The 22,420-nt window shown below is 76.3% G+C and carries 20 protein-coding genes; 14 read left to right on the top strand and 6 right to left on the bottom strand.

The features are described from left to right. Positions 1-15 precede the first annotated feature (15 nt). On the top strand, positions 16-1,476 hold the full coding sequence (locus NT8_RS05525; RefSeq protein ID WP_067964943.1) for a PucR family transcriptional regulator: 1,461 nt from the start codon (positions 16-18) through the stop codon (positions 1,474-1,476). Positions 1,477-1,497: 21 nt separating this feature from the next. On the opposite strand, the gene NT8_RS05520 is transcribed toward NT8_RS05525, so the two are convergent. Continuing rightward, positions 1,498-1,800: a nucleotide pyrophosphohydrolase gene (locus NT8_RS05520; protein WP_174549526.1), complete on the bottom strand. Its 303-nt coding sequence runs from the start codon at positions 1,798-1,800 to the stop codon at positions 1,498-1,500. Between the two features lie 181 nt (positions 1,801-1,981). Between NT8_RS05520 and NT8_RS05515 the strand changes: the two genes are divergently transcribed. Together NT8_RS05515 and NT8_RS05510 are read left to right on the top strand one after the other, a co-directional pair. Next, positions 1,982-2,554 carry an LURP-one-related/scramblase family protein gene (locus NT8_RS05515; protein ID WP_067964938.1) on the top strand — a complete coding sequence of 191 codons (573 nt, stop codon included), beginning with the start codon at positions 1,982-1,984 and terminating at the stop codon, positions 2,552-2,554. A gap of 157 nt (positions 2,555-2,711) precedes the next feature. Next, positions 2,712-3,338 (top strand): phospholipase, encoded by a 627-nt coding sequence (locus tag NT8_RS05510; RefSeq protein WP_067964935.1) that lies wholly within the window; start codon positions 2,712-2,714, stop codon positions 3,336-3,338. A 49-nt stretch (positions 3,339-3,387) separates the two neighbouring features. On the opposite strand, the gene NT8_RS05505 is transcribed toward NT8_RS05510, so the two are convergent. Further along, positions 3,388-4,269 (bottom strand): Fpg/Nei family DNA glycosylase, encoded by an 882-nt coding sequence (locus NT8_RS05505; RefSeq protein WP_067964933.1) that lies wholly within the window; start codon positions 4,267-4,269, stop codon positions 3,388-3,390. Positions 4,270-4,427: 158 nt separating this feature from the next. Here NT8_RS05505 and NT8_RS05500 point away from each other — a divergent pair, with 158 nt between their 5' ends. Next, a complete protein-coding gene (locus tag NT8_RS05500; protein ID WP_157515547.1) occupies positions 4,428-5,063 on the top strand; it encodes a TIGR00645 family protein in 636 nt (211 codons plus the stop codon). Positions 5,064-5,080: 17 nt separating this feature from the next. On the opposite strand, the gene NT8_RS05495 is transcribed toward NT8_RS05500, so the two are convergent. Both NT8_RS05495 and NT8_RS05490 read right to left on the bottom strand, forming a co-directional pair. Continuing rightward, positions 5,081-8,041, bottom strand: a complete 2,961-nt coding sequence (locus NT8_RS05495) for a hypothetical protein (protein WP_067964930.1) — start codon at positions 8,039-8,041, stop codon at positions 5,081-5,083. Between the two features lie 194 nt (positions 8,042-8,235). Then, complete coding sequence (locus NT8_RS05490) at positions 8,236-8,745, bottom strand: hypothetical protein (protein WP_245646039.1); 510 nt, start codon at positions 8,743-8,745, stop codon at positions 8,236-8,238. A 249-nt stretch (positions 8,746-8,994) separates the two neighbouring features. Here NT8_RS05490 and NT8_RS05485 point away from each other — a divergent pair, with 249 nt between their 5' ends. Both NT8_RS05485 and NT8_RS30670 read left to right on the top strand, forming a co-directional pair. Beyond that, complete coding sequence (locus tag NT8_RS05485; protein WP_067964926.1) at positions 8,995-9,198, top strand: cold-shock protein; 204 nt, start codon at positions 8,995-8,997, stop codon at positions 9,196-9,198. Positions 9,199-9,480: 282 nt separating this feature from the next. Then, positions 9,481-9,942 (top strand): excalibur calcium-binding domain-containing protein, encoded by a 462-nt coding sequence (locus NT8_RS30670; RefSeq protein WP_067964924.1) that lies wholly within the window; start codon positions 9,481-9,483, stop codon positions 9,940-9,942. 62 nt (positions 9,943-10,004) lie between these two features. On the opposite strand, the gene NT8_RS05475 is transcribed toward NT8_RS30670, so the two are convergent. Next, positions 10,005-10,415 (bottom strand): spore germination protein GerW family protein, encoded by a 411-nt coding sequence (locus NT8_RS05475; protein WP_067964923.1) that lies wholly within the window; start codon positions 10,413-10,415, stop codon positions 10,005-10,007. A gap of 136 nt (positions 10,416-10,551) precedes the next feature. Between NT8_RS05475 and NT8_RS05470 the strand changes: the two genes are divergently transcribed. Next, a complete protein-coding gene (locus NT8_RS05470; protein ID WP_067964921.1) occupies positions 10,552-11,892 on the top strand; it encodes a DUF2786 domain-containing protein in 1,341 nt (446 codons plus the stop codon). A gap of 110 nt (positions 11,893-12,002) precedes the next feature. Here NT8_RS05470 and NT8_RS05465 read toward each other — a convergent pair whose 3' ends face one another. Beyond that, positions 12,003-12,731 carry a hypothetical protein gene (locus tag NT8_RS05465; RefSeq protein WP_084468662.1) on the bottom strand — a complete coding sequence of 243 codons (729 nt, stop codon included), beginning with the start codon at positions 12,729-12,731 and terminating at the stop codon, positions 12,003-12,005. Positions 12,732-13,010: 279 nt separating this feature from the next. Here NT8_RS05465 and NT8_RS05460 point away from each other — a divergent pair, with 279 nt between their 5' ends. From NT8_RS05460 to NT8_RS05430, 7 genes are all read left to right on the top strand, one after another. Beyond that, positions 13,011-14,033 carry a LacI family DNA-binding transcriptional regulator gene (locus NT8_RS05460; protein ID WP_067964917.1) on the top strand — a complete coding sequence of 341 codons (1,023 nt, stop codon included), beginning with the start codon at positions 13,011-13,013 and terminating at the stop codon, positions 14,031-14,033. Positions 14,034-14,137: 104 nt separating this feature from the next. Beyond that, the gene (locus NT8_RS05455) at positions 14,138-15,436 is read left to right on the top strand and encodes a sugar ABC transporter substrate-binding protein (protein ID WP_067964914.1); all 1,299 of its coding nucleotides are present in this window, start codon (positions 14,138-14,140) and stop codon (positions 15,434-15,436) included. Continuing rightward, positions 15,433-16,383, top strand: coding sequence for a carbohydrate ABC transporter permease (locus NT8_RS05450; RefSeq protein WP_067964912.1), 951 nt, complete (start codon positions 15,433-15,435; stop codon positions 16,381-16,383). The genes NT8_RS05455 and NT8_RS05450 overlap by 4 nt, the downstream gene beginning before the upstream one ends. Further along, positions 16,380-17,213, top strand: coding sequence for a carbohydrate ABC transporter permease (locus tag NT8_RS05445; protein ID WP_067964910.1), 834 nt, complete (start codon positions 16,380-16,382; stop codon positions 17,211-17,213). Before NT8_RS05450 ends, NT8_RS05445 begins: the two co-directional genes overlap by 4 nt. Before the next feature lie 113 nt (positions 17,214-17,326). Continuing rightward, the gene (locus NT8_RS05440) at positions 17,327-18,739 is read left to right on the top strand and encodes a GH1 family beta-glucosidase (protein ID WP_067964909.1); all 1,413 of its coding nucleotides are present in this window, start codon (positions 17,327-17,329) and stop codon (positions 18,737-18,739) included. An 81-nt stretch (positions 18,740-18,820) separates the two neighbouring features. Beyond that, complete coding sequence (gene yicI, locus NT8_RS05435) at positions 18,821-21,148, top strand: alpha-xylosidase (protein WP_067964907.1); 2,328 nt, start codon at positions 18,821-18,823, stop codon at positions 21,146-21,148. 185 nt (positions 21,149-21,333) lie between these two features. Further along, on the top strand, positions 21,334-22,416 hold the full coding sequence (locus NT8_RS05430) for a hypothetical protein (protein WP_067964904.1): 1,083 nt from the start codon (positions 21,334-21,336) through the stop codon (positions 22,414-22,416). Positions 22,417-22,420 lie beyond the last annotated feature (4 nt).

Genomic DNA, 22,420 nt, shown 5'->3' with positions numbered 1-22,420 from the left:
AGAGGAGGCGGGCGCGTGCCCCCCAGCCTCGGTGCCGTCCTGCGGACGCCCCGCCTGCGCCTGCGCCTGCTCACCGGCCACGACGCCCTCGACCGGCCGGTGCGCTGGGTCGCCGTCAGCGAGCTCACCGACCCCACCCCCTACCTGGAGGGCGGCGAACTCGTCCTCACCACCGGCATGCGGTGGAGTCCCGACCAGGGCGCCGCCGCCGTCCGCGACTACGTCGGCGCGCTCGTCCGGCGCGGCGTCACCGGCCTCGGGTTCGGCAGCGGCGTCGCCCACGACGACGTGCCCGACCCGCTCGTCGCCGCGGCCGAGGCGGCCGGCCTGCCGCTCCTCGAAGTGCCCCGCGCCACCCCGTTCATCGCGGTCGGCAAGGAGGTCTCCCGGCTGCTCGCCCGCGAGGAGTACGAGGGGCTGACCCGGGCGTTCGCCGCCCAGCGGCGGCTCACGCGGGCCGCGCTCAGCGGCGCCGGCCCGGTGGTCGACCGGCTCGCCGCCGAACTCGGCGGCTGGGCGCTGCTGTTCTCCGCCGACGGGGCGCTGCGGCACGCCGCGCCCGCCGACGCGGCGCCGCGCGCCGGCGCCCTCGCCGACGAGGTGCGCCGGCTGCGCGCGTCCCAGCGCCGCGTCGGAGCCTCGGTGAGCGCGGACGGCGCGGCGGCGTCCCTGCAGCCGCTCGGCGCGGGCGGGCGCACCCGCGGCGTCCTGGCCGTCGGCGCCGGGCACCGGCTCGGCTCCGACGACCGCACCCTCGTCAACGCCGCGATCTCGCTGCTGTCCCTGGAGCTGGAGCGCACCGCGCCCGGCCGCTCCGACGGGCTGCGCGGCGGACTGCTCGCCGCGCTCCTCGACGGCGCCGTCGACCTCGGCCGGCCGGCGGCGGCCCCGCTGCGCGCGACCCTGCCGCCCGAACCCGTCGTCCTGGCCGTCGCCGCGGCCCCCGCCGGGGGGCCGCCGCACGACCCCGACCTCGACCCCTGCCTCACCGCCGACCTCGACGGCCGCGCGGCCGTGCTCGGCCCGGCCGCCGCCGACCCCGGCGCGGTCCTGGCCCGGGTCACCGGCGCGCCGGTCGGCGCCGCCGACCCCGGGACCTACGCCGCGCTGCCCGCCGCCCGCGCCCAGGCGCTGCGCGCGCTCGACGCCGCCGTGCGGGGCGGCGCGCCGCTGGTGCGGGCGGCCGACCTGCCCGGCGGCTTCCTCGGCCTGGTCGACACCCCCGACGGCGCCCGGCTCGCCCGCGACCTGCTCGCCCCGCTCACCGGGCACCGGTCGGGCGACGACCTCACCGCGTCGCTGCGCGCCTACCTGGCCGCCGCGGGCCGCTGGGACGCCGCGGCCGAGGCGCTGGGCGTGCACCGGCACACCCTGCGCTACCGGATCACCCGCATCCGCGAGCTGCTGCCGGGCGACCTCGACGACCCCGACTACCGGGCCGAGCTCTGGCTGGCCCTGCGCACCCTCGACCCCTGAGCACCGCCGGCGCCGTGCCGGTCACCCGTCAGCGGGGAACCGGGTCTCGTTGATCGCGACCTTCTCGCGCAGCGCCGCCTCCAGGTCGACGTCGAGCACGTCGGCCAGGCGCAGCAGGTAGCTCAGCACGTCGGCCATCTCCAGGCGGACCGCGGCGGCCTTCGCGGGGTCGGCCATCACCCGCGCCGACTCCTCCGGGTCGAGCCACTGGAACTCCGCCGCCAACTCCCCGGCCTCGCCCGCCAGGGCCATGGCCAGGTTCTTCGGGGTGTGGAAGCGGCCCCAGTCGCGCCGGTCGGCGAAGTCGGCCAGCAGATGCTGCATCGTCGGTATGCTCACAGCCCGACTTCTACCATCCCGACCGCCGGGCGCCGGTGCCGGCCGTCGCCGAAGCGTGACCACGGCGCCGGGAACCGGTGCGGTACCGGTGGCGTCTGTACTGGTCGGCGGTCCGTGCCCCCGCCGACCCCCCACCTCCCCGTCCCACCACAGAAGGTCCACACCGATGAACCAGCTCCAGTCGCTCACCCGGCTCTCCGTCCGCCAGCGGGTCCGGATGATGGTCAACCAGTACGAGGTGCGCGCGGTCCAGCCGGACGGCAGCGAGGGGGAACTGCTCGCCTTCGCGCAGCAGAAGCGCCTGGCCTTCAAGGAGCAGGTCACCCTCTACACCGACGACACCAAGCAGTACCCGGTGCTCGGCTTCAAGGCCCGCCAGGCCATCGACCTGGGCGCCACCTACGACATCTTCGACGCCTCGGGCCAGCCCATCGGCCTGTTCCGCAAGGACTTCAAGCAGTCCCTGCTGCGCAGCACCTGGCACCTGGAGCAGCCCAACCACCCGCCCATGGTCGGCCAGGAGCGCAACGCCGCGCTGGCGATCATCCGCCGGTTCATCGAGGCCGCCCAGATCATCCCCTTCCACTTTGACTTCACCGCCAACGGCGAGACCGTGTTCAGCGTGGACAAGAAGTGGGGGTTCCGCGACCGCTACACCGTCGACATCCCCAGCCCCTACGTCGACCGGCGCCTCGTCATCGCCATGTCCGTCGCGCTCGACGCCCTCCAGGGGCGCTGACGCCCGGCCACCCGGATACGGCCCGGCCATGACCGCACCGTATCCGGGTGGCTACAGGAACATCACCCGCCATTCGCCGCGTCCGCCTTCCCTTCACCGGGCCGCCTCCTTTATTACTCAGGAGTCACACCCCGCTGGACGGAAGGAACACCCCCGCATGCGTTTCCCCGCTCGACGTATCGGACGGTCCGCCATCGCCGTCGCCGCGGCCGCCCTCATCTCCCTCACCGGGGCCGGCGTGGCCAACGCCGCGCTCACCCCCGAGGAGCTGCGGCGCGTCACCGACCAGTACCTCTACGACTACTCGCTGTCGCGGTTCATCTCCACCCGCGACGCCGCGCCCAACGCCGACCAGCTCGACTGGAGCAGCGACTCCTGCAGCTGGTCGCCCGACCAGCCGCTCGGGTTCGACTTCGACCCCAGCTGCAAGCGGCACGACTTCGGCTACCGCAACTACAAGCTCCAGTCGCGGTTCACCGAGGCCGCGCGGCTCTCCATCGACGACAACTTCCGCGACGACATGTACGGAGAGTGCGGCGGCAACTGGCTGTGCAACGGCGCCGCCGACCTGTACTACACCGCCGTCCGCCAGTTCGGCGCGTCGAGCGCCACCACCGCCGAGGCGCTGGAGCGCGACGGCACCGAGCGCAAGGTCGAGGAGCTCGCGGCCACCGCCGAGGACCTGGAGCGCGCCGACACCCAGGCCGAGGCCGACGCCCTGGTCGCCGAGTTCGAGCGCGAGAACGACGTCGAGATCGCCCGGGAGTACCCGGTCACCGGCTGACCCGGCGTACGCCCCGCGCGGCGCGGCGGCCCCCTCGATCACGGGGCCGCTACGCCGCCTGGCAGGTGGGGCACCAGTACAGGGTGCGGGCCGCCAGCGCGGCCTGCGCCACCGGCGTGCCGCACACGCGGCACGGCTCGCCCGTGCGGTAGCAGACGTAGAGCGTGTCGGGGCGGGCGACCGGGTACGCGTCCGGGTCGGCGCGGTGCTCGGGCCGGGTGGTGACGATCTGGCCGTCGCGGACGCCGTCGCGCAGCAGCCCCGCCAGGTCGGCCCACAGCGCGTCCCACTCGGCGCGGGTGACCGCGCGGCCCGGCCGGTAGGGGTCGATACCCGCGCGGAACAGCGACTCCGCCCGGTAGATGTTGCCGATTCCGGCCACCACGTCCTGGCGCATCAGCAGCGCGGCGATCGAGGTGCGCGACGCGGCGACCACCCGCCGCGCCCGTTCCGGGTCGGCGTCGCCGCGCAGCGGGTCGGGCCCCAGCCGGGCCTGCACCGCCAGCTTCTCCTCCTCCGACACCACCTCGCACGCCGAGGGGCCGCGCAGGTCGGCCCAGCCCGACGCCGACGCGATGCGCACCCGCACCTGGCCCACCGGCGGGGGCGGGGCGACGAAGCCCTCGGCGTCGCGGGCGAGTTCGCGGCGCTCGCCGCCGGCCGCGCGCGGCGCGCCCAGGTGGCGTTCGCCGTCGGCGTCGCCGAACGTCCAGGCGCCGTACAGGCCCAGGTGGACGCGGAGCCATTCGCCGGAGTCGAAGGCGCAGAAGAGCTGCTTGCCGTGCGCCTCGGCGCCGAGGAGGGTGCGGCCGTCGATGCGGCGCGCCCCGTCGGCGAACCGCCCCTGCGGGCTGGTGACGCGCACCCGGGCGCCGCCGTAGTGCTTCGTGAAGTGCGCGGCGAGCCGGTGCAGCGTGTGGCCCTCGGGCACGGCGGTCCTCCTCGTGGCGGCGGTGGCCGATGCACTCTACCCGGACGTGCGCGGTGGCCCGGCCGCGGCACCGGCGCGACGGGGGAGGGAGGCCGGGAGCACCTTAGAGTTGTTCGCCGACCATCCGTTTCCACCCCCAGTGAGATAAGAACACCGCGATGACCGAGATGCCCCCCGCCCCCTCGATGGCCACCGGCCGCCTGAGCCTGGGCTACCTGATGTTCCTCAGCCGCTGGCTGCAGGTCCCCCTCTACCTGGGGCTCATCGTCGCGCAGGGGGTGTACGTCTGGCTGTTCATGCAGGAGCTGTGGCACCTCATCGCGGAGGTCGCGGCGGGCCACGTCGACGAGACCTCGATCATGCTGATCATCCTCGGCCTGGTCGACGTCGTGATGGTGGCCAACCTGCTGATCATGGTCATCGTCGGCGGCTACGAGACGTTCGTGTCGCGCATCAACCTGGACGACCACCCCGACCAGCCGGAGTGGCTCGACCACGTCAACGCCAACATCCTCAAGGTGAAGCTGGCGACGGCGATCATCGGCATCTCCTCCATCCACCTGCTGAAGACGTTCATCGAGGCGTCGCGCACCGACGTGCAGACGATGCTGTGGCAGACCGTGCTGCACCTGACCTTCGTGGTCTCGGCCATCGCGCTCGCGCTGATCGACCGCATGCTGGCCCGCCCGGCCCACCCGGCGGCGCCCGCCCCGGTGGCGCCGGCGGCCCCCGCCGCCGCGGCCCCGGCCGCCCCCGTCGACGGTGCCGGCCAGGCGGTCGCCCCCCGCGCCTGACCCGCGCCGCCGGGCCCTCACCCGACGTCCGCCGCGATCCCGGCGGCCGTCCCGGCGGGGTCGTGCAGGCAGCGCCAGGCGGGCACGCGCACGGCGGGCAGCCCCGACACCCGGGCCACCAGGGCGCGGTGGTCGAGCAGGCGGCGCAGCGCCGCCCCGGTGGGCGCCCGGTCGACCAGCACGAGCACCGTGCCGCGCGGCCCGTGCACGGCCAGGTCGGCGGGCACGCCCTGGTACTCGGGGCCGACCGCCACCGCCGCGCCCCGCTCCCGCAGCGCGGCCGCCAGGGCGGCGGCCGCCGCGCCGGGCGGGGGTGCCACCGCCTCCTGCCCGGCGGCCCGGCACAGGTCGCCGAGGACGCCGTCGTCGCCGCCCCAGAGGCCGCGGTCGCCCACGACGATGAGCCGCGCCAGGGTCCGGGTGAGCGGCACGGCCCAGCTCGCGGCGGCCCGGGCCGCCGCGAGCACCCGGTGCGGCGGGTCGTCGCCCGCGCACGCGGGGGAGAGCACCATGACGTCCACCGCGTCCTCGACGTCGTCGGCGAACGGCGCCGTCCCGCCCACGCGGACCGCGCGCCGGGGCGGCCGCCCCGCCAGCAGCCGGCGCAGCAGCGCCGCCTGCGGCTGGAACGGGGTGTGGACGCCCACCCGCACCCCTTCGGGCAGCAGGGCGTCGAGCCGGCGCACGAGGTCGGCGGCGGCCGCCGCCTCGGCCCGGTTGCGGCACGACCCGCCCAGAACGGGTTCGCACACCCCCGCCACGTGCTGCCACGGCGCGATCCGCGCCGCGCCGCCGTCCGGACCCGTGCCGCCGCCGCGGGAGCCCGGCCCGGCCGCCAGGGGGTCGGGGCGCTCGGCGGGGTCGCTGCGCACCGCCACCCGGCCGCCGTAGAGGTGGCGGGCCGCCGGCCGGGCGACGGCCGGGTGGCAGCGGTCGTGCTCGTCGAGCCAGACGGGCCGGCGCCCGGTGGCCCCGACCGCCGCCTCCGCCGCCCCATAGGCCGAGGCGGCCGACCGGAGGGGGTCGAGCCCCTGCGGCCACCGCGCGGCCGGGGGCTCCGGCGGTGCGGGCGCGGCGGGGTCGCCGACGACCAGCGCCCGCGCGCCCCGGTACAGCAGGGGCGGCAGGTCGGCCGCCGGCAGCCGGTCGGCGGCGGCCACCACAACGAGGTCGAACCGGGCCGCCGACGCGGGCAGCCCGCGCGCCGACGCCGGCGTGGCCGCCCACGCGGGGACCGCCGTCAGCAGCGGGCCGACCCCCGGCGCGGCGGCGTCGCGGTGCCAGTTCAGGCTCTCCAGGCGGCGGGCCACGGCCGTGCGGCCGAGGGCGGCCCGCGCGTCGACGGCGGTCGCCAGGTGCTCGGCGGCGGCGCGGCGGTGGGCCGCGAGGGCGGTCGCGAGGCCGGCGGTCGACCGCTCCGGCGGCCCGGTGCGGTCCGCGCGGTCGAGGGCCACCCGCCACTCGGTCTCGACGGCGGCCAGCCACCGCAGCCGGTCCAGGTTCCACGGGGACGGGTCGACCCCCAGTTCGCGGCGGACGGCCGCGCGGTGCGACGCGCCGCCGAGCCCGCCGGCCAGGGCGCGGTCGAGCCGCCGCAGCCACACCGCCGGGTCGCCGGGGCCGAACAGGGCGTCGGCGTCCCAGCCGAGGCCGGCCATGCGGCGCCGCTCACCGGCCAGCCGGGCGAGGTCGCGGCCGGCCGACGCGGCGGTGTCCAGCGCCCGCCACGCCCCGCGCACCGCCGCCCAGGTGTCGTGCGCGGTGGACCGGTGGGCGCCCGGGGCGGCGGGGTCGGCGGGGGCGCGGCGCAGCAGGGCCGCCAGGACGCGGGCCTCGTCGGCCCGGTGCCGGGCGCCGCCGCAGACCCGGATCAGGGGGAGCGCGGGCGCGGCCGCCGCCTGCCGGGCCGCCCGGTCGAGGACCCGTTCGTCGCCGCAGACCAGCAGGACGCTGCGGCCCGCTGCGGCGGCGGTCCGCAGGACGGCCCCGACCAGGCCGTCGGCGCCCGTGCCCGGCGGGGCCGCCGCCACCGTGAGCCGGTGGCGCAGCACCGACCGCAGGACCGCGTGGTGGGACTCCGCCACCGCGCCCGCCGCGACCGGGACCACGGGCGCGGCCGGCTGCGGGTCGTCCGCGCCGAGCAGTGCCGCCAGCGCCGTCCCGGCCACCTCCTCCAGGCGCGGGCCGTCGGGGTGCGCGGGGTCGAGGTCGTCGGGGACCGCGCAGCCGGGTCCGGCGTCGACGCGCAGCAGGACGGCGGTGTTGTGCGCCCCGGCGAGCGGCCGGTCGCCCATGGGCGCGGTCGAGAGCCGCTCCGGGTCGATGTCGTGCACCCGGCCGACGTCGAGCCGGTCGAGCAGCGCCCGCGCCGTGCCCGCCAGGTCGGCGATCGCGGCGGGGCGCCCGGAGCCGCCCCCGGCCGACCGGGGCACCCGGAGCAGCGCGGCGCGGTCGTCGGCGCGGTCGACGCCGACCGCCTCCAGCAGGGCCGGCGATACCCCGGGCGGGCCGGTGGCCCGCAGCCGCAGGCCGGGGCCGCCGGGCACCGCCGCGACGTCCACCGTGAACAGCGGGACCGCGCGCGGCGCGGCGCCGTCCGGGGCGCCGGGCAGCACGACGAGCGGGTAGCCGTAACGCAGCACCGCGCCGTCCCCGCCGGGGGAGCGGAGCGGCCGCGCCGCGGCGCCCGGCACCGCGAGGGTGTCCGCGGCGCCGCTGAACAGCGGCTCGGCCCGCAGCGGCAGCAGGACGGCACCGGCCGCCGAACCGGGTGCGGCGCGCAGGTCGATCAGGCGGCCGTCGGCGCGGGCGCGCCGCTCGGCGTCGCGCAGGTGGCGGTACAGGGCCTCGGCGCGGTCGCGCAGCGCGGCGGGGGCGGCGGACCCGGCGCCGCCGTGCCGCCGGTCGCGGGGCGGGGGCCCGGCCGCGCTCTCGGCCGGTGGGCGTGGGCCGCGGGGAAGGGCGTCGCGGGAGGTCACGGGCGCCGCACCCCCGCACCCCACCGGGCGGCCCCACGGTGGGAGGTCGGACGACGGATACCACGAAGGGTCATGGGTCATTCTCTCCCGGTGACCCTGGGCGTGCGGCCCGTTCGGCCGAACCCCTCGGGAGCGGTGCCCGATCTCCCCGCTGCCGGGCCCCGAGGCCGCGCGCCGGACGCGCGCGCCGGGGTTCAGGCGGGGGAGACCTCGCTGGTGACCTCCCAGGCGATGTCCTCGGCCAGGTCGTCGGTCAGATCGGCGCCCGACAGGCGCTCGGCCAGGCGCGCCGCCGTGTAGAGGACCGCCATGCCCTGGCGCTCGGCCTCGCCCGCGCTCGTGACGGTGTAGCCGGTCCAGTCGTGCGGGTCCACGGCCAGCACCGCGATGTCGCTGTTGTGCGGGATCGCGTCCGGCTCGTGGGCCTCGTGGATGTCGCGGATGTCGTCGGCCTCGACCACGGGCAGGTCCCGTTCGGACAGGTAGGCGTCCTGCAGGGCGTCGGCCTGCTCGGGGGAGAGCGCCCCGGGGTCGTAGCCGAACGCGTCGGCGTGCTCCGCGAGGACGCGCGCGATCGCGTCGATCTGCCGCCGCACGGCCTCGGCCCCCGCGGGCCCCAGGCACGCCGCGCGGACCCGCGCGGCCAACCGCTGGACGTCCGTCGTCCTCACCTCTTCCTCGTCCTCGCGGTGCCGATCCGGCACCGCGCCCCATGATCCCGCACCGGGCCCGCCGACCGGGAGTGACGGGGGACACGTGCGCGACGCTGGCGCGGCCGTGGGACGCGTGGTAGCTTTCAAGGAGTTGTTAGTCGTGATTTCGCAGTTGATGGTGTTCGTGTATCGCCCGCGGAGTTGTTGGCCGGCGGGCGTTTTCTTTTTCGGGGAACGGCTCGCGACAACGATCGGACGCTGCACCGTGCGCGTCCGAGCAGAGTCACCGAAGGAGACAGCATGGCTCAGGGCACCGTGAAGTGGTTCAACGGCGAAAAGGGCTTCGGCTTCATCGCCCCCGACGACGGCAGTGGCGACGCGTTCGTCCACTACAGCGCCATCGCGGGCAACGGCTTCCGCAACCTGGAGGAGAACCAGCGCGTCGAGTTCGACATCGTCGCCGGCGCCAAGGGCCCCCAGGCGGAGAACGTCGTCGCTCTCTAAGTAGTCGTCCAGCGGGCCCCGTACGTACGCGTACGGGGCCCGTCGGCGTTCCCGGGGGCGGGGCGACCCTCGGTGCCCGCGCTGTGACGTGCGGAGACAAGGTGGCCGAACCCGGCGATCGGGACAACCGGGACGGGTGGCGCGGCGTCCAACGCGCACCCCGTGCAACGGGGCGCACTCCGGTCCCTCGCGGACAGCGCGGCGCGGTACTCCCCGCGCCATCCCCCGAACGCCCCGCTCCGCCCCCCGCTCGGGCGCGGCAGGAGACCCCTGGACGTGCCCATGCACCCATCCCCCGGCCGCACCTCCGCCCCCCGGCCCGCCGACCGGCTCGGCCCCGGCGCCCGCGTCGCGATCGGCTGCGGCGGCGCCGCCGTGCTGCTGTTCCTCCTCGTCGGCTGCGTCTCCCTGCTGGGGGCCGCGGCGGGCGGCGGCACGGCCGCCGCCCCCACGGCGACGGTGACCGCCACGGCCACCGCGACGGTCGAGACCACCACTACGGCGACGGTCACCGCCGATCCCCCCGAACCGGAGCCGGAGTCCGAACCGGAGCCCGAACCCGAACCCGAACCGGCGCCCGAACAGGAGGCGCCCGCACCCCTCCCGGACCCCGTCGTGCCCGACGTCCACTACGACACCTGCGCCGACGCCGAGGCCGCCGGTGCCGCCCCGCTCTACGCCGGCGACCCCGGATACGGGGCGCACCTCGACCGCGACGGCGACGGCGCCGCCTGCGAGTCCTGACCCCCGTGCCGCCGACCGCGCCGGTCCGGGCCCCGCCCGGACGGCCCGGCCGCGGTCCGCCGTCAGCGCCGGGCGGCGCCCCGGTGGCGCATCACCGTGCCGACGATCCGGGCGGCGGTCGCGCCGGCGATCAGCGCCAGCGGGACCACGATCGCCACGGCCGGGGTGCGGATGGGGCGGAACTCCGCCTGCCCGTCGCGCAGCACGATGAAGCCGAGCGGCCGCGCCGACCCGCCGGCGCCCAGCCCGTCGCGGCCCCCGGCACCCGGGTCGGTGCCGCCGCCGAACCCGTAGAACACGCGCGCGACCGGGACGACGGTCACGTCCCCCTGCCGCACCGGTTCGCCGTACACGGCGCGCGAGCCCAACGCGCCGCCGACCCCCGCCACCAGCCGGTCGACCAGCTCCGCCGACCCGCGTGCGCGGGACTCCACGTCCGCCCGCACCGCCGCCGGAACGTGTTCCGCACCCATACGCCGTCCTCCCGCTCGCCTGTGGTCCCGCCCACGCTATCCCCGGGCGCGCCGCCGCCCGGTTCCGGCGGGGCGGCGGGGCTGCGACCATGGGGGAGGCCCGGTCGCGGGCCGGGACGACGCGAGTGGGGGAGACGTGGGCGGGGACGACGGCCGCGGAACGGGGCGCGGCGACCGGGGGGCCGCTCCGGCCGACGGGGCGGCGGCGACCCCGGACGACCTGATCGGCGCCGCGCTGCGGGCGCGCCGCGACGGCGACGAGGCCGGGTTCCGGTGGAACGTCGACCAGCTCACCGCGCGGCCCGACGAGGCCGCGTGCGCCGCCGCCGACCGCGCCCTCTTCATCCGCCTCACCGGCGCCGTGTCCGCCGCCGGACACAACGGGTGGCGGCCCGACGAACTGGTCCGGCAGGTGCGCCGCGCGGCGGGCGCCGCGCCGGCCCGCATCACCGCCGACGCGGTAGCCGCCGACCTGCGCCGCCACGACCCGGCCACCGTCGACGCCGACTGGACCGCCCGAGCCGAGGCGGCCGACGCCCGGACCTGGTGGGGCGACGACGCCGACTACGTCCGGGAGTGGACCCGCCGCGAGAACGCCCTGCGCGCCGAGTGGATCGAGTGGGCGCTCGACGCCCTGCACGCCGCCGCGGCCGTGCCGCCGGTCGCGCTCCTGGGGCCGCCGCCGGGCCGCGCCCGCCGCGCGGCGCCCGGCCCGGCGGGACCCGGCCCCGAGGGGCCGCGCAGCGGGGCGCCGGTCGACACGCGGGCGCTCGACCGGGTGCGGGCGCTGCTCGCCAAGGCCGAGGGCACCGACTTCCCCGCCGAGGCCGAGGCGCTGACCGCGCGCGCCCAGGAGCTGATGGCGCGGCACCGCATCGACGCCGCCCTGCTCGCCGCCGCGCCGGGGGCGGCCACCGGGGGGCCGTCGGTGCGCCGGGTGCCCGTCGACGACCCCTACCCGGACGCCAAGGCGGTGCTGCTCGACGTCGTGGCCGACGCCAACGGGTGCCGCGCGGTGTGGGACGCGGAGCTGGGCTGGTGCACCGTCGTCGGGTTCCCCGCCGAGCTGGACGCGGTCGAGGTCATGTTCACGTCGCTGCTGGTGCAGGCCACCGGCGGGCTGAGCGGCGGGCGGCGGGCCGGCCGCAAGGGCGGCGGGTCGCGGTCGCGGTCCTTCCGCCAGTCCTACCTGCACGGGTTCGCGCAGCGCGTCGGCGAGCGGCTGCGGGCGGCGGTCGAGGCCGAGCAGGAGCGCGCGGCGGGCGAGGCCGCCGCCGGGGACCTGCTGCCCGTTCTCGCGGCGCGCGACCGGGAGGTCGCCGACACCACCGACGAGCTGTTCCCGGCGACCGTGCGCGGCCGGGTCCGGGGCGTCTACGACCACGAGGGGTGGGTGTCGGGCACGGCGGCCGCCGACGACGCGGCCCTCGGCGGACGCGACCGGATCGCCCCGCCGGACCGGGGCCGCCGCCGCTGATCCGCCCGGTCACCCGCCCGGGGCGGCCGGGGCGGCCGGTTCCCCGGCCGGCGCCGCGCGTGCGGTGGGCGGGAGACCGGGACGGTGTGTCCGGTAGCGCCCGGCGGGGGTCAGCCCAGCAGGCCCCGGGCGACGACGTCGGACCGCAGGGCGGCCAGGATCTCGTCGGAGTCGCCGAGGTGCCCGGCGTGGCCGGTGGCCCGGCGCATCTCCGCGCGGATCGCGGCGACCACGGACGCGCTGCCCAGCACCTCCGCGAGGCGGGCCGGCGCCAGCGCCGCGCGCCAGGCGCGCAGGTCGTCCAGGCGCCCGTTGCGGACGGCCTCGCGGCTCAGGTGGAACAGGGTGTCGACGGTGTGCGCGCGCCGGTCCTCGGCGCGCAGGTCGACGTCGATGATGAGCGCCGACGCCGCCGGGTCGCCCTCGGGCAGGTGGTGGACCTGCCACGCGCACCCGTTGGTGAGGATGACCCACGGGGTGCCCAGCTCGGCGGCCTGCGCCTTGACCTGCCGCAGGTTGCGCACGTCGAGGTCGCGGCCGCACGGCTTGACCTCGATGAGCGCGAACAGCTTGTCGTCCAGGACGATTCCGTAATCGACCGATTCGCCCTTAGTGCGGTATTCGGTGGTCAGCTCGCCGTACTTGCTGTAATTCAGCGCGTCGCTGAGGAAATCGGTGACGAGCAGCCGGGTGTCGCCCTCGTTGGCGTCGCGCGCGACGAGTTCGGCGAGCGGCTTCGCGAAGCGCTGCAGCGCCCCGTTGAGGCGGTCCCGGGCGATGGCCTCCCACGGAGGCGGGCCCTCGGGCGCCATTCCGGTGAATTCCCCGGTCCGCGTCATAATCTGTGTCGCGTCGGCGTCCATCGGCCATTCCGTTCTCAGCGCGGTCCACCGGGAGCCGCGTACGCGGTCCCACCCGCCGGAACGATATCCCGCCCCGTCCGTCCCCCGCAAAGCCGCCCCCGCCGCCCGGCGCCCGGCCCGCGACCCCGGGGCGGACCGACGCGTCCGCCATGAGGCATTGACCACACGGCAACGGGTTCTTAACATCCCCGTAGCGGTGAATCGATTCGACGCGTCGGTGCACCCGGATGTCGAATCGATTCGACGGGAGGCGGTATGCCCACCATCAAGGACGTGGCGCGCGCGGCGGGGGTGGCGCCCTCGACGGTGTCCTACGTGCTCAGCGGGTCGCGCAAGATCTCCGACACGACCCGGCGGGCGGTCCAGGACGCCATCGCCGAACTCGGCTACCACCCCAACGCGGGGGCGCGGTCGCTGCGCAGCACCCGCACCAACGTCGTCGCCCTCGCCCTGCCGCTGCCCTCCCGCGGGTACCTGCCGGTCGGCGGCCGCTTCATGTACGGGCTGAGCGAGGCCGCGGGCGCGCTCGGCTACGACGTCCTGCTCATCACCGCCCGTACCGGCGGGTCCGGGCTGGAACGTGTGGCGCGCAGCCGCCTCGCCGACGCCGCCGTCCTCATGGGCGTGGAGATGGAGGACCCGCGCATCCCCGCGATGCGCGCCCTCGACCTGCCCGTCGCCGTCCTCGGCCGGCCCGCCGACGAGGCCGCCGCCCCCTGGGCCGACCTCGACTGGGAGGCGGCCGCCGCCCTGTCCGTGCGCACCCTGCACGCGGCCGGACACCGCCGCGTCCACTACCTCGCCACCGTGGAGGCCGACATCCGCGCCCGGCGCAGCTACTCCGTGCGCGGCATCGACGGCGCCCGCCGCGCCGCCGCCGAACTCGGCCTCCCCGTCCCCGTCCACCCCTCCAGCGGCGACCCCGCCGAACTCGCCCGCCGCCTCGACGCCCTGCTCGACGCCGACGCGCCCCCGACCGCCCTCGCCGTCCAGCACCCCGCCGCCCTCCCCGGAATCCTGCGCCACCTCGCCGCGCGCGGGGTCGAGGTGCCGCGCGACCTCTCCCTCGTGGCCATCGGCAACTTCCCCGAGGACCTCGGCGGGGTCGACGCCACCCGCGTCGAACTGCCCGTGGCGCGGATGTCGACCGCCGTCGCCCGCCTCGCGGTCGACGCGGCCACCGCCTCCGCCGAGCCGCCCGCCGGCCCGGAACCCGCCCCGCACGTGCTCATCCCGCCCGAGCTGACCCCGGGCGGGACCGTGGCCGCCGCACCGTGAGTCCGGCGGGCGGCCCCCCCGAGGCCCGCCCGCCCGGAACCCGACCCCGACAGCGCGACCCTGCCCCGCCGCGCGGCCGACCGTCCCACCGACGGAGGACCCCCATGTCCCACCGACCCCCCGACCGCCCCCGGCGCCGCTCCCGCCCGCCCCGGCCCGCCGCGCCGGTGCGCCCCGCCACCCGGCCCCTCGCCGCCGTCGCCGCCACCGCCGCGCTCGCGGCGGCGCTCACCGGCTGCGCGGCCGAGCGCGACCCCGGCGTCTACACGATCATGAACTCCGGCACCGACGAGCCGTACCACACCTGGGACCAGGAGGTGATGGACCGCTGCGGCGCCGAGGCCGGCGTGCGCGTCCAGCAGATCAGCGTGCCCGCCGACCAGCTCGTCCCCAAGGCGCTGCGCATGGCGTCCTCGGGGTCGCTGCCCGATGTGCTCATCCTGGACGGGTCGGACCTGCCGCAGTTCGCGGCGGCCGGCGGCCTGGTGCCCCTGGAGGACCTGGGGCTGACCACGGACACGCTGTCGCCGGGCGCGGTGGCGTTCGGCAGCTACGACGGCGTCTACTACGGCGCCGCGCGCTCGGTGAACTCGCTCGGCCTGTTCTACAACACCGCCCTCCTCGCCGACGCCGGCATCGACCCGCCCGAGACGTGGGCCGAGCTGAGCGAGGCCGCGGCGGCGCTCACCGAGGGCGACCGCTACGGCCTGGCCATCAGCGCGCTGGCCACCGAGGACGGCGTCTACCAGTTCCTGCCGTGGCTGTGGTCCAACGGGGGCGACGAGCGCGACCTCACCTCCCCGGAGTCGGTGGCCGCGCTGGAGTACGTCGCCTCGCTGATCGAGGACGGCTCGGCCTCCCGGTCCGCCGTGAACTGGACCCAGGCCGACGTCAACGACCAGTTCATCGCCGGCAACGCCGCCATGATGGTCAACGGGCCGTGGCAGATGCCGGTCCTGCGCGAACACCCCGACCTGGAGTGGGCCGTCGTGGAGATCCCGGTCCCCGAGGCGGGCGCGACCCCCGTCGCCCCGATCGGCGGCGAGACCTACACGGTGCCGGTCAACGCCGAGAACACCGAGCGGCAGCGGACCGCCGCCCGGCTCATCGCCTGCCTCACCACGCCCGAGGCGCAGCTCGACTGGTCGACCAAGGGCAGCAACGTCCCGGTCGACAGCGGCGCCGCCGAGGCGTACCGCGAGGAGGTGCCGGAACTCGCCCCGTTCGCCGACCAGGTGCAGACCGCCCGCAGCCGCACCCAGTACGTCGGCACCGAGTGGAACACCTATTCGCAGGCCATCGGCGGGGCGCTCCAGGCGGCGCTGACCGGGGAGGCCGCGCCCGAGGCCGCGATGGCCGCCGCGCAGTCCCGGATCGAGGCGGAACTGGAGGGCACGCCGTGACGACCACCGCACCCACCGCCCCCGCGGCCCCGCCCCGGGAGCGCTCCCGGGAACGGGCGGCCGCGTCCCGCGCCGCCCGGCGCCGCCGCGTCCTCGCCCAGTGGCTGTTCATCGCGCCCGCCGTGCTCTACATGCTCGCGTTCTTCGGGTACCCGCTGGTGCGCAACGTCGCGATGAGCTTCCAGGACTACACGTTCGCGACGTACTTCACCGGCGAGGCCCCGTTCAACGGCCTGGCGAACTGGCGGGCCGTGCTCGCCGACGAGCTGTTCGGCGCCTCGCTGTGGCACACCCTGGTGTTCACGGTCGGCTCCCTGGCCGGCCAGTTCACCATCGGCATGGCGCTGGCGCTGTTCTTCTCCCGGCGCTTCCCGCTGTCGGGGGCGATGCGGTCGCTGCTCCTGCTGCCCTGGCTCATCCCCATGGTGGTGTCGGGCACCGTGTGGCGGCGGGTCCTGGACGAGGAGACCGGCGTGGCCAACGCCCTCCTCGGCACCGGGATTCCGTGGCTGAGCAGCCCCGACCTCGCCCTGGTGTCGGTCATCCTGGTGAACGTCTGGATCGGCATCCCGTTCAACATGGTCATCCTCTACGGCGGCCTCCAGGAGATCCCCACCGAGGTGCGCGAGGCCGCCAAGCTCGACGGCGCCGGCCCCGTCCGCACGTTCTTCGGCGTGGTCCTGCCGCTGCTGCGGCCGGTGGTGACCGTGGTGCTCGTCCTCGGCTTCATGTCGACGGTGAAGATCCTCGACCTCATCCTCGCCCTCACCAACGGCGGCCCCGCCAACGCCACCGAGACCCTCGGCACCTTCACCTACCAGCTGTCCTTCCTGCGCCTGGACTTCGGGCAGGGCGCCGTGGTCGGCAACGTCCTCATCCTGATCAGCATGGTCTTCGCGGTCATCTACCTCCGGGCGAACCGCGACGGCTTCACCGAGGGGAGATGACCCCCGTGGCCGCCACCGCGCCGCGCACCCGCCGCTCCTACGCCGACATCGCCATCGGCACGGCCGTGCTCGCCGTGCTCCTGTTCCCGCTGTACTGGATGGTCAACACCGCGCTCCAACCCGGCTCCGGCATGGCCGAGCTGGCGTGGTTCCCCCGCACCCTCGACCTCGGCAACTTCGCCCGCGCCTGGGAGTCGCAGGGCGCCAACCTGGTGACGAGCATGCTCGTGGCGCTCGGCGCGGTCGCCGTGTGCCTGGCCGTCGCCACCCCGGCCGCCTACGCGCTGGCCCGGTTCCGGCCGCCCGGCGCCCGCGCGGTCGTGTTCGCCACCCTGATCACCCAGATGGTGCCCGGCATCGTCGTCGCCAACGCGATCTACAACGCCTACGTCGACCTCGACCTGGTCAACTCCTACCTCGGCCTGATCCTCGCCGACGCCTCGCTCGGCATCCCGTTCACGATCATCCTGCTCCGCGCGTTCATGGTGTCCATCCCCGGCGAGGTGGTCGAGGCGGCGATGGTCGACGGCGCCGGCCGGCTGCGGGTGCTGATCGGCGTGGTGCTGCCGATGAGCCGCAACGCCCTCATCACCGGCGGGCTGTTCACGTTCCTCTTCGCGTGGAGCGACTTCCTGTTCGCGCTCACCCTCAACACCACCGACGACGTCAAGCCCGTCACGCTCGGCATCTACGAGTACATCGGGGCGCACGTGGGCGACTGGGGCGCGGTGATGGCCGTCGCCACGCTGTCGTCCATCCCCGCCGCGGTGCTGCTCGTGGTCGCCCAGAAGTACGTGGCCGCCGGCATCTCCGCCGGCTCCGGCAAGTGACCGCCCGCCCCGCCCCGCCGCCCTCCGCACGCCGCCGAGCGGCCGCCGTCCGGCCGGCCCCCGAAGAGCAGCCCCTCACAGAGCCGTCCCCCACAGAGACGAGGACCGCACCCATGCCCACGCCCGACTTCCCCGACCTGCCCGCCGGCTTCCGGTTCGGCACCGCCACCGCCGCCTACCAGATCGAGGGCGCGGCGGCCGAGGGCGGCCGCACCCCCTCCATCTGGGACACCTACTGCCGCACGCCCGGCAAGGTGGCGCGCGGCGAGACCGGCGACGTCGCCTGCGACCACTACCACCGCTACCCCGAGGACATCGCCCTGCTGAAGGAGCTGGGCGTCCAGGACTACCGGTTCTCCACCGCCTGGCCGCGCATCCGGCCCGGCGGCAGCGGGCCCGCCAACCCCGAGGGGCTCGACTTCTACGACCGCGTGGTCGACGCCCTCCTGGCGGCCGGGATCGACCCCGTCGTCACCCTCTACCACTGGGACCTGCCCCAGGAGCTGGAGGACGCCGGCGGGTGGCGCTCCCGCGCCACGGCGGAGCGCTTCGCCGAGTACGCGCGCATCACCGCCGACCGCCTCGGCGACCGGGTGACCCGCTGGATCACCCTCAACGAACCGACGTGCACCGCCTTCGTCGGCTACGCCGTCGGCCGGCACGCCCCCGGCGCCCGCGAGGGGACCCCCGCCCTGGCGGCCGCCCACCACCTGCTCCTCGCGCACGGGCTGGCGGCCCGCGAACTGCGCGCGTCGGCCGCCGCCCGAGGCGGCACCGCCGAGGTCGGCATCACCCTCAACCTCGATCGACTGCTCCCGGCCACCGGTTCCGCCGCCGACCGCGCCGCCGTCGACCGCGCCGAGACCCTGCACAACCGGGTCTGGCTCGACCCGCTGCTGCGCGGCACCTACCCGGCGAACGAGGCCGAGACGTGGGGGGAGCTGGCCGACGGCTCCTACCGGCGCGACGGCGACCTGGACGTCATCGGGCAGCCGCTCGACTTCCTCGGCATCAACTTCTACCGGCCCGTCGTGCTGCGCGACGCCCCCCACGATGAGCCCGACCCCCGCCGTCGCACCGCCGTCGACATCCGCACCGAGGAGGTGCGGATCGAGGGCGTCCGCCACACCACCATGGACTGGCCGGTGGTGCCCGCGGCGCTGACCGACCTCCTCGTGGACCTGGACGAGCGCTACGACCTGCCGCCCGTGTACATCACCGAGAACGGGTCGGCGGAGGACGACCGGGTCGGCCCCGACGGCGTCGTGCACGACACCGACCGCATCGCCTACCTGCGCGACCACATCGCCGCCACCGCCGCCGCCGCCGAGAAGGGGGTGGACGTGCGCGGCCACTTCGTGTGGTCGCTGCTGGACAACTTCGAGTGGGCCTACGGCTACGACCGGCGCTTCGGCATCGTCCGGGTCGACTACGACACCCTGGAGCGCACCCCCAAGGACAGCTACCGCTGGTTCCGGGAGCTCATCCGCCGGCACGCCGAGCGCCACGGCGGCGCCGCGTCCTGACCCGCCCGGCGGAGGGGCGGGCCACCCGCCCGCCCCCCGCTGCGGCGGCCCCCTCGCCCCACCACCCCTGGAAGGCGGCCGATGAAGTTCACCGATGGTTTCTGGCTCCTGCGGGAGGGCGTGCGCGCCCACTTCGCCCGCGAGGTCCGCGACGTCGACCTGCGCGACGACCGGTTCACCCTGTACGCCCCCGTCCGACCGGTGCGCCACCGCGGCGACACCCTCAACGCCCCATTGCTGACCGTCGAGTGCTGGTCGCCCGCGCCCGGCGTGATCGGCGTCGAGACCACCCACCTCGCCGGCGGCGTCCGGCCGCACCCGGCGACCGCGCTGACCCCCGACCCCGCTGCCGCGCCGCGGACCGCGCGCGACGGCGGCACCGTGGAGCTGACCAGCGGCGACCTCACGCTGCGCGTCGACACCGCCGCCCCCTGGCGGCTGGAGTTCCGCTCCGGCGACCGCGTCCTCACCTCGGCCGGCGAGCGCGGCACCGGGTTCGTGCACACCCCCGACGGCGCCCACCACATGGTCGCCCAACTCGCGCTGGGTGTCCGGGAGCTGGTCTACGGGCTCGGCGAGCGGTTCACCCCCTTCACCCGCAACGGGCAGGAGGTGGAGATCTGGCAGGCGGACGGCGGCACGAGCAGCGAGCAGGCGTACAAGAACGTGCCGTTCTACCTGACCAACCGCGGGTACGGCGTGCTCGTGGACCACCCGGGGCGGGTGTCGTTCGAGGTGGGGTCGGAGTCGGTGGGCCGGGTCCAGTTCAGCGTCGAGGACCAGCGGCTGCGGTACTACATCGTCCAGGGCGACACCCCCAAGCAGGTCCTGGAGCGCTACACCGCCCTCACCGGCCGCCCCGCGCTGCCGCCGCCGTGGTCGTTCGGGCTGTGGCTGTCGACCTCGTTCACCACCGACTACGACGAGGACACCGTCACCGCGTTCGTCGACGGCATGGCCGAGCGCGGCATCCCGCTCAGCGTGTTCCACTTCGACTGCTTCTGGATGCGCGAGTACCACTGGACCGACTTCACCTGGGACCCGGCCGTGTTCCCCGACCCCGAGGGGATGCTCGCCCGGCTGAAGGAGCGCGGGCTGCGGATCTGCGCCTGGATCAACCCCTACATCGCCCAGCGGTCGGCGCTGTTCGAGGAGGGCGCCCGGCTCGGCCACCTCGTGCGCCGGCCCGACGGCACCGTCTGGCAGTGGGACATGTGGCAGGCGGGGATGGCGCTGGTCGACTTCACCAGCCCGGAGGCCCGCCGGTGGTACGGCGACAAGGTGCGCGGGCTGCTGGAGACCGGCGTCGACGCGGTGAAGACCGACTTCGGCGAGCGCGTGCCCACCGACGTCGTGTGGGCCGACGGCTCCGACCCCGAAGGCATGCACAACCACTACACACAGCTCTACAACGAGACCGTGTTCGACGTGCTCCGCGAGGTGCGCGGCGAGGGCGAGGCCGTGCTGTTCGCCCGTTCGGCCACCACCGGCGGCCAGCGGTTCCCGGTGCACTGGGGCGGCGACTGCGCGTCGACGTTCGAGGCCATGGCGGAGAGCCTGCGGGGCGGGCTGTCGCTGGGGCTGTCGGGGTTCGGGTTCTGGAGCCACGACATCGGCGGCTTCGAGGGCACGCCCGACCCCGCCCTGTTCAAGCGGTGGCTGGCGTTCGGGCTGCTGTCGTCGCACAGCCGGCTGCACGGCAGCGGGTCCTACCGGGTGCCGTGGGAGTTCGACGCGGAGGCGGTCGACGTCGCCCGCGCGTTCACCCGGCTCAAGTGCCGGCTGATGCCCTACCTGTACGGGGCGGCCGCCGAGGCGCGGGACCGCGGCGTCCCGGTGATGCGGGCGATGCTGCTGGAGTTCCCCGACGACCCCACCTGCCACCACCTCGACACCCAGTACATGCTCGGCGGCGACCTCCTCGTCGCGCCGGTCCTCGATCCCGGCGGCGAGGTCGAGTACTACGTGCCGGAGGGGGAGTGGACCCACCTGCTCACCGGGGAGGCCGTGCGCGGCCCGGCGTGGCGGCGGGAGGAGCACGGGTTCGCGTCGCTGCCGCTGCTGGTGCGGCCCGGAGCGGTGCTGCCGACCGGCGCGGTCGAGGACCGGCCCGACTACGACCTGCTCGACGGGGTGACGCTGCGCGTGTACGGCGCGGCGGGGGAGGGGGAGGCGGCCACCGCGGTCCCCGGCCCCGACGGCCGGCCCGCGGCGGTCTTCCGCACCCGCAGGGGCGGCGGCGAGGTCGTGGTCGCCGCGGACGCCCCGCCGCCGACCGGGTGGCGGGTGCTGCTGGTGGGCGTGCGCGGCGGGGTGCGTGCCGAAGGCGCGGAGGCGGCGGAGACAGCGGAGGGCACCGTCCTCACCGCGGCCCCGGGCACCGCCGCGGTGCGCGCGGTCCTGGGATAGGCGGCGGCGCCCGGTCCCCGCGGCGGCAGGGCCGCGGGGACCGGGCGCGCCGACGAGCGCCTCCCCGGCCCGCCGGGTGCCAGGGGCCTCCCGGGGGCGATTGGGTCCCAGGGCCCACGACGCGCGATGCGGTAGGGGCTTAATCTCACCTGATTATTCATATTTCGACCCTTCTGGGGGCGTCGGTGGGAGATCCGGGGAGCGGGGCGCGGGCGGGCACGCGCCCATCGGGGGACACCGGCGCCGGCCTGACCGAGTACGCGGGGGTCGTCCTCCTCGTCGCCGCCATCGCCGGCGTGGTCCTGGTCGCGGGGGTGCCCGACCGGGTCGGTGCCCTCCTCGACACCGCCGTCTGCCGGGTGGCCGGCGACGCCGCGTGCGCGGACGCCCCGGGTGGCGACACCGCCGCTTCGGGCGGCGAGGACGGGGACGGCGGCGGGCTGACCACCCTGCAGTACCCCGTCGACGACGGCGGCAGCGAGGTGTGCAGCCCGCTGTGCGAGCCCTCGCCCGGCGCGATGAGCCTCGTCGAGTGGCCGTCGCCGCCGATGCACCCGGAGACCGCGACCGCCCTGGAGTCGGCCGAGGAGTACGACAGCAAGGACATCGGCGAGGTCTCCGGCTGCGACTTCTGGACCCTCTGCATCGACCACCAGATCCAGCGCGAGTACCGCGACGTGCGGATGTACGCCAACGGGGGTGCGCTGCGCGGGCAGCCGAACGCCTCCGAGGCCCTGCACCACTTCCTCGACGGCAGCGGCGAGACGCTGGAGATCGACGTGGACGACCTGGTGGCGGACGTCCCCGAGTTCCAGCGCGAGATCGAGGGCGCGCACCGCGACATCGGCCGCCGGGCCATCGCGGACGCCAAGGCGCAGGGCGTCGACGGTCCCGTGACCTACCCGGTCAGCACCGAGTGGAACTCCTTCGGGTTCAACGGGACGAGCACCGGCACGGGCACCGGGTACGTCTACGACAACGAGGACTGGATCAACACCCTCGGCAGCTGGAACTACCAGCACACCGGGGAGGTCCGGGTCTACCCGCCCGAGGAGCCGGGCGGCGAGTGGCGGTACGAGGTCTCCGCGGCGACCAACGTGCAGAAGTACTACGACTGGGACGAGGACCGCACCACCCCGGCCGTCGGCTCCCCGATCCCGTCCTCGTTCAGCGAGCAGGACCTGTGGAACATGCACCGCGCCGGGATGGGCCAGGAGTTCTGGACCGAGGGATCGCACACGTCCACCAGCGAGGGAACCGCCCCATGACCCC

Source organism: Nocardiopsis trehalosi NBRC 14201 (genome assembly GCF_001552555.1).
In the GTDB taxonomy this organism is placed as follows: Bacteria; Actinomycetota; Actinomycetes; order Streptosporangiales; family Streptosporangiaceae; genus Nocardiopsis_B; species Nocardiopsis_B trehalosi.
The sequence above is the reverse complement of the archived record's forward strand: the minus strand, read 5'-3'. Positions and strand labels throughout refer to the sequence as shown.

Excerpts from the sequence above, each read along its gene's own strand:
- NT8_RS05520 (WP_174549526.1), bottom strand. The coding sequence starts at position 1,800 with ATGCAGCATCTGCTGGCCGACTTCGCCGACCGGCGCGACTGGGGCCGC.
- NT8_RS05515 (WP_067964938.1), top strand. The coding sequence starts at position 1,982 with ATGAACCAGCTCCAGTCGCTCACCCGGCTCTCCGTCCGCCAGCGGGTC.
- NT8_RS05510 (WP_067964935.1), top strand. The coding sequence starts at position 2,712 with ATGCGTTTCCCCGCTCGACGTATCGGACGGTCCGCCATCGCCGTCGCC.
- NT8_RS05500 (WP_157515547.1), top strand. The coding sequence starts at position 4,428 with ATGACCGAGATGCCCCCCGCCCCCTCGATGGCCACCGGCCGCCTGAGC.
- NT8_RS05485 (WP_067964926.1), top strand. The coding sequence starts at position 8,995 with ATGGCTCAGGGCACCGTGAAGTGGTTCAACGGCGAAAAGGGCTTCGGC.
- NT8_RS30670 (WP_067964924.1), top strand. The coding sequence starts at position 9,481 with ATGCACCCATCCCCCGGCCGCACCTCCGCCCCCCGGCCCGCCGACCGG.
- NT8_RS05475 (WP_067964923.1), bottom strand. The coding sequence starts at position 10,415 with ATGGGTGCGGAACACGTTCCGGCGGCGGTGCGGGCGGACGTGGAGTCC.
- NT8_RS05465 (WP_084468662.1), bottom strand. The coding sequence starts at position 12,731 with ATGACGCGGACCGGGGAATTCACCGGAATGGCGCCCGAGGGCCCGCCT.
- NT8_RS05460 (WP_067964917.1), top strand. The coding sequence starts at position 13,011 with ATGCCCACCATCAAGGACGTGGCGCGCGCGGCGGGGGTGGCGCCCTCG.
- NT8_RS05455 (WP_067964914.1), top strand. The coding sequence starts at position 14,138 with ATGTCCCACCGACCCCCCGACCGCCCCCGGCGCCGCTCCCGCCCGCCC.
- NT8_RS05445 (WP_067964910.1), top strand. The coding sequence starts at position 16,380 with ATGACCCCCGTGGCCGCCACCGCGCCGCGCACCCGCCGCTCCTACGCC.
- NT8_RS05440 (WP_067964909.1), top strand. The coding sequence starts at position 17,327 with ATGCCCACGCCCGACTTCCCCGACCTGCCCGCCGGCTTCCGGTTCGGC.
- yicI (WP_067964907.1), top strand. The coding sequence starts at position 18,821 with ATGAAGTTCACCGATGGTTTCTGGCTCCTGCGGGAGGGCGTGCGCGCC.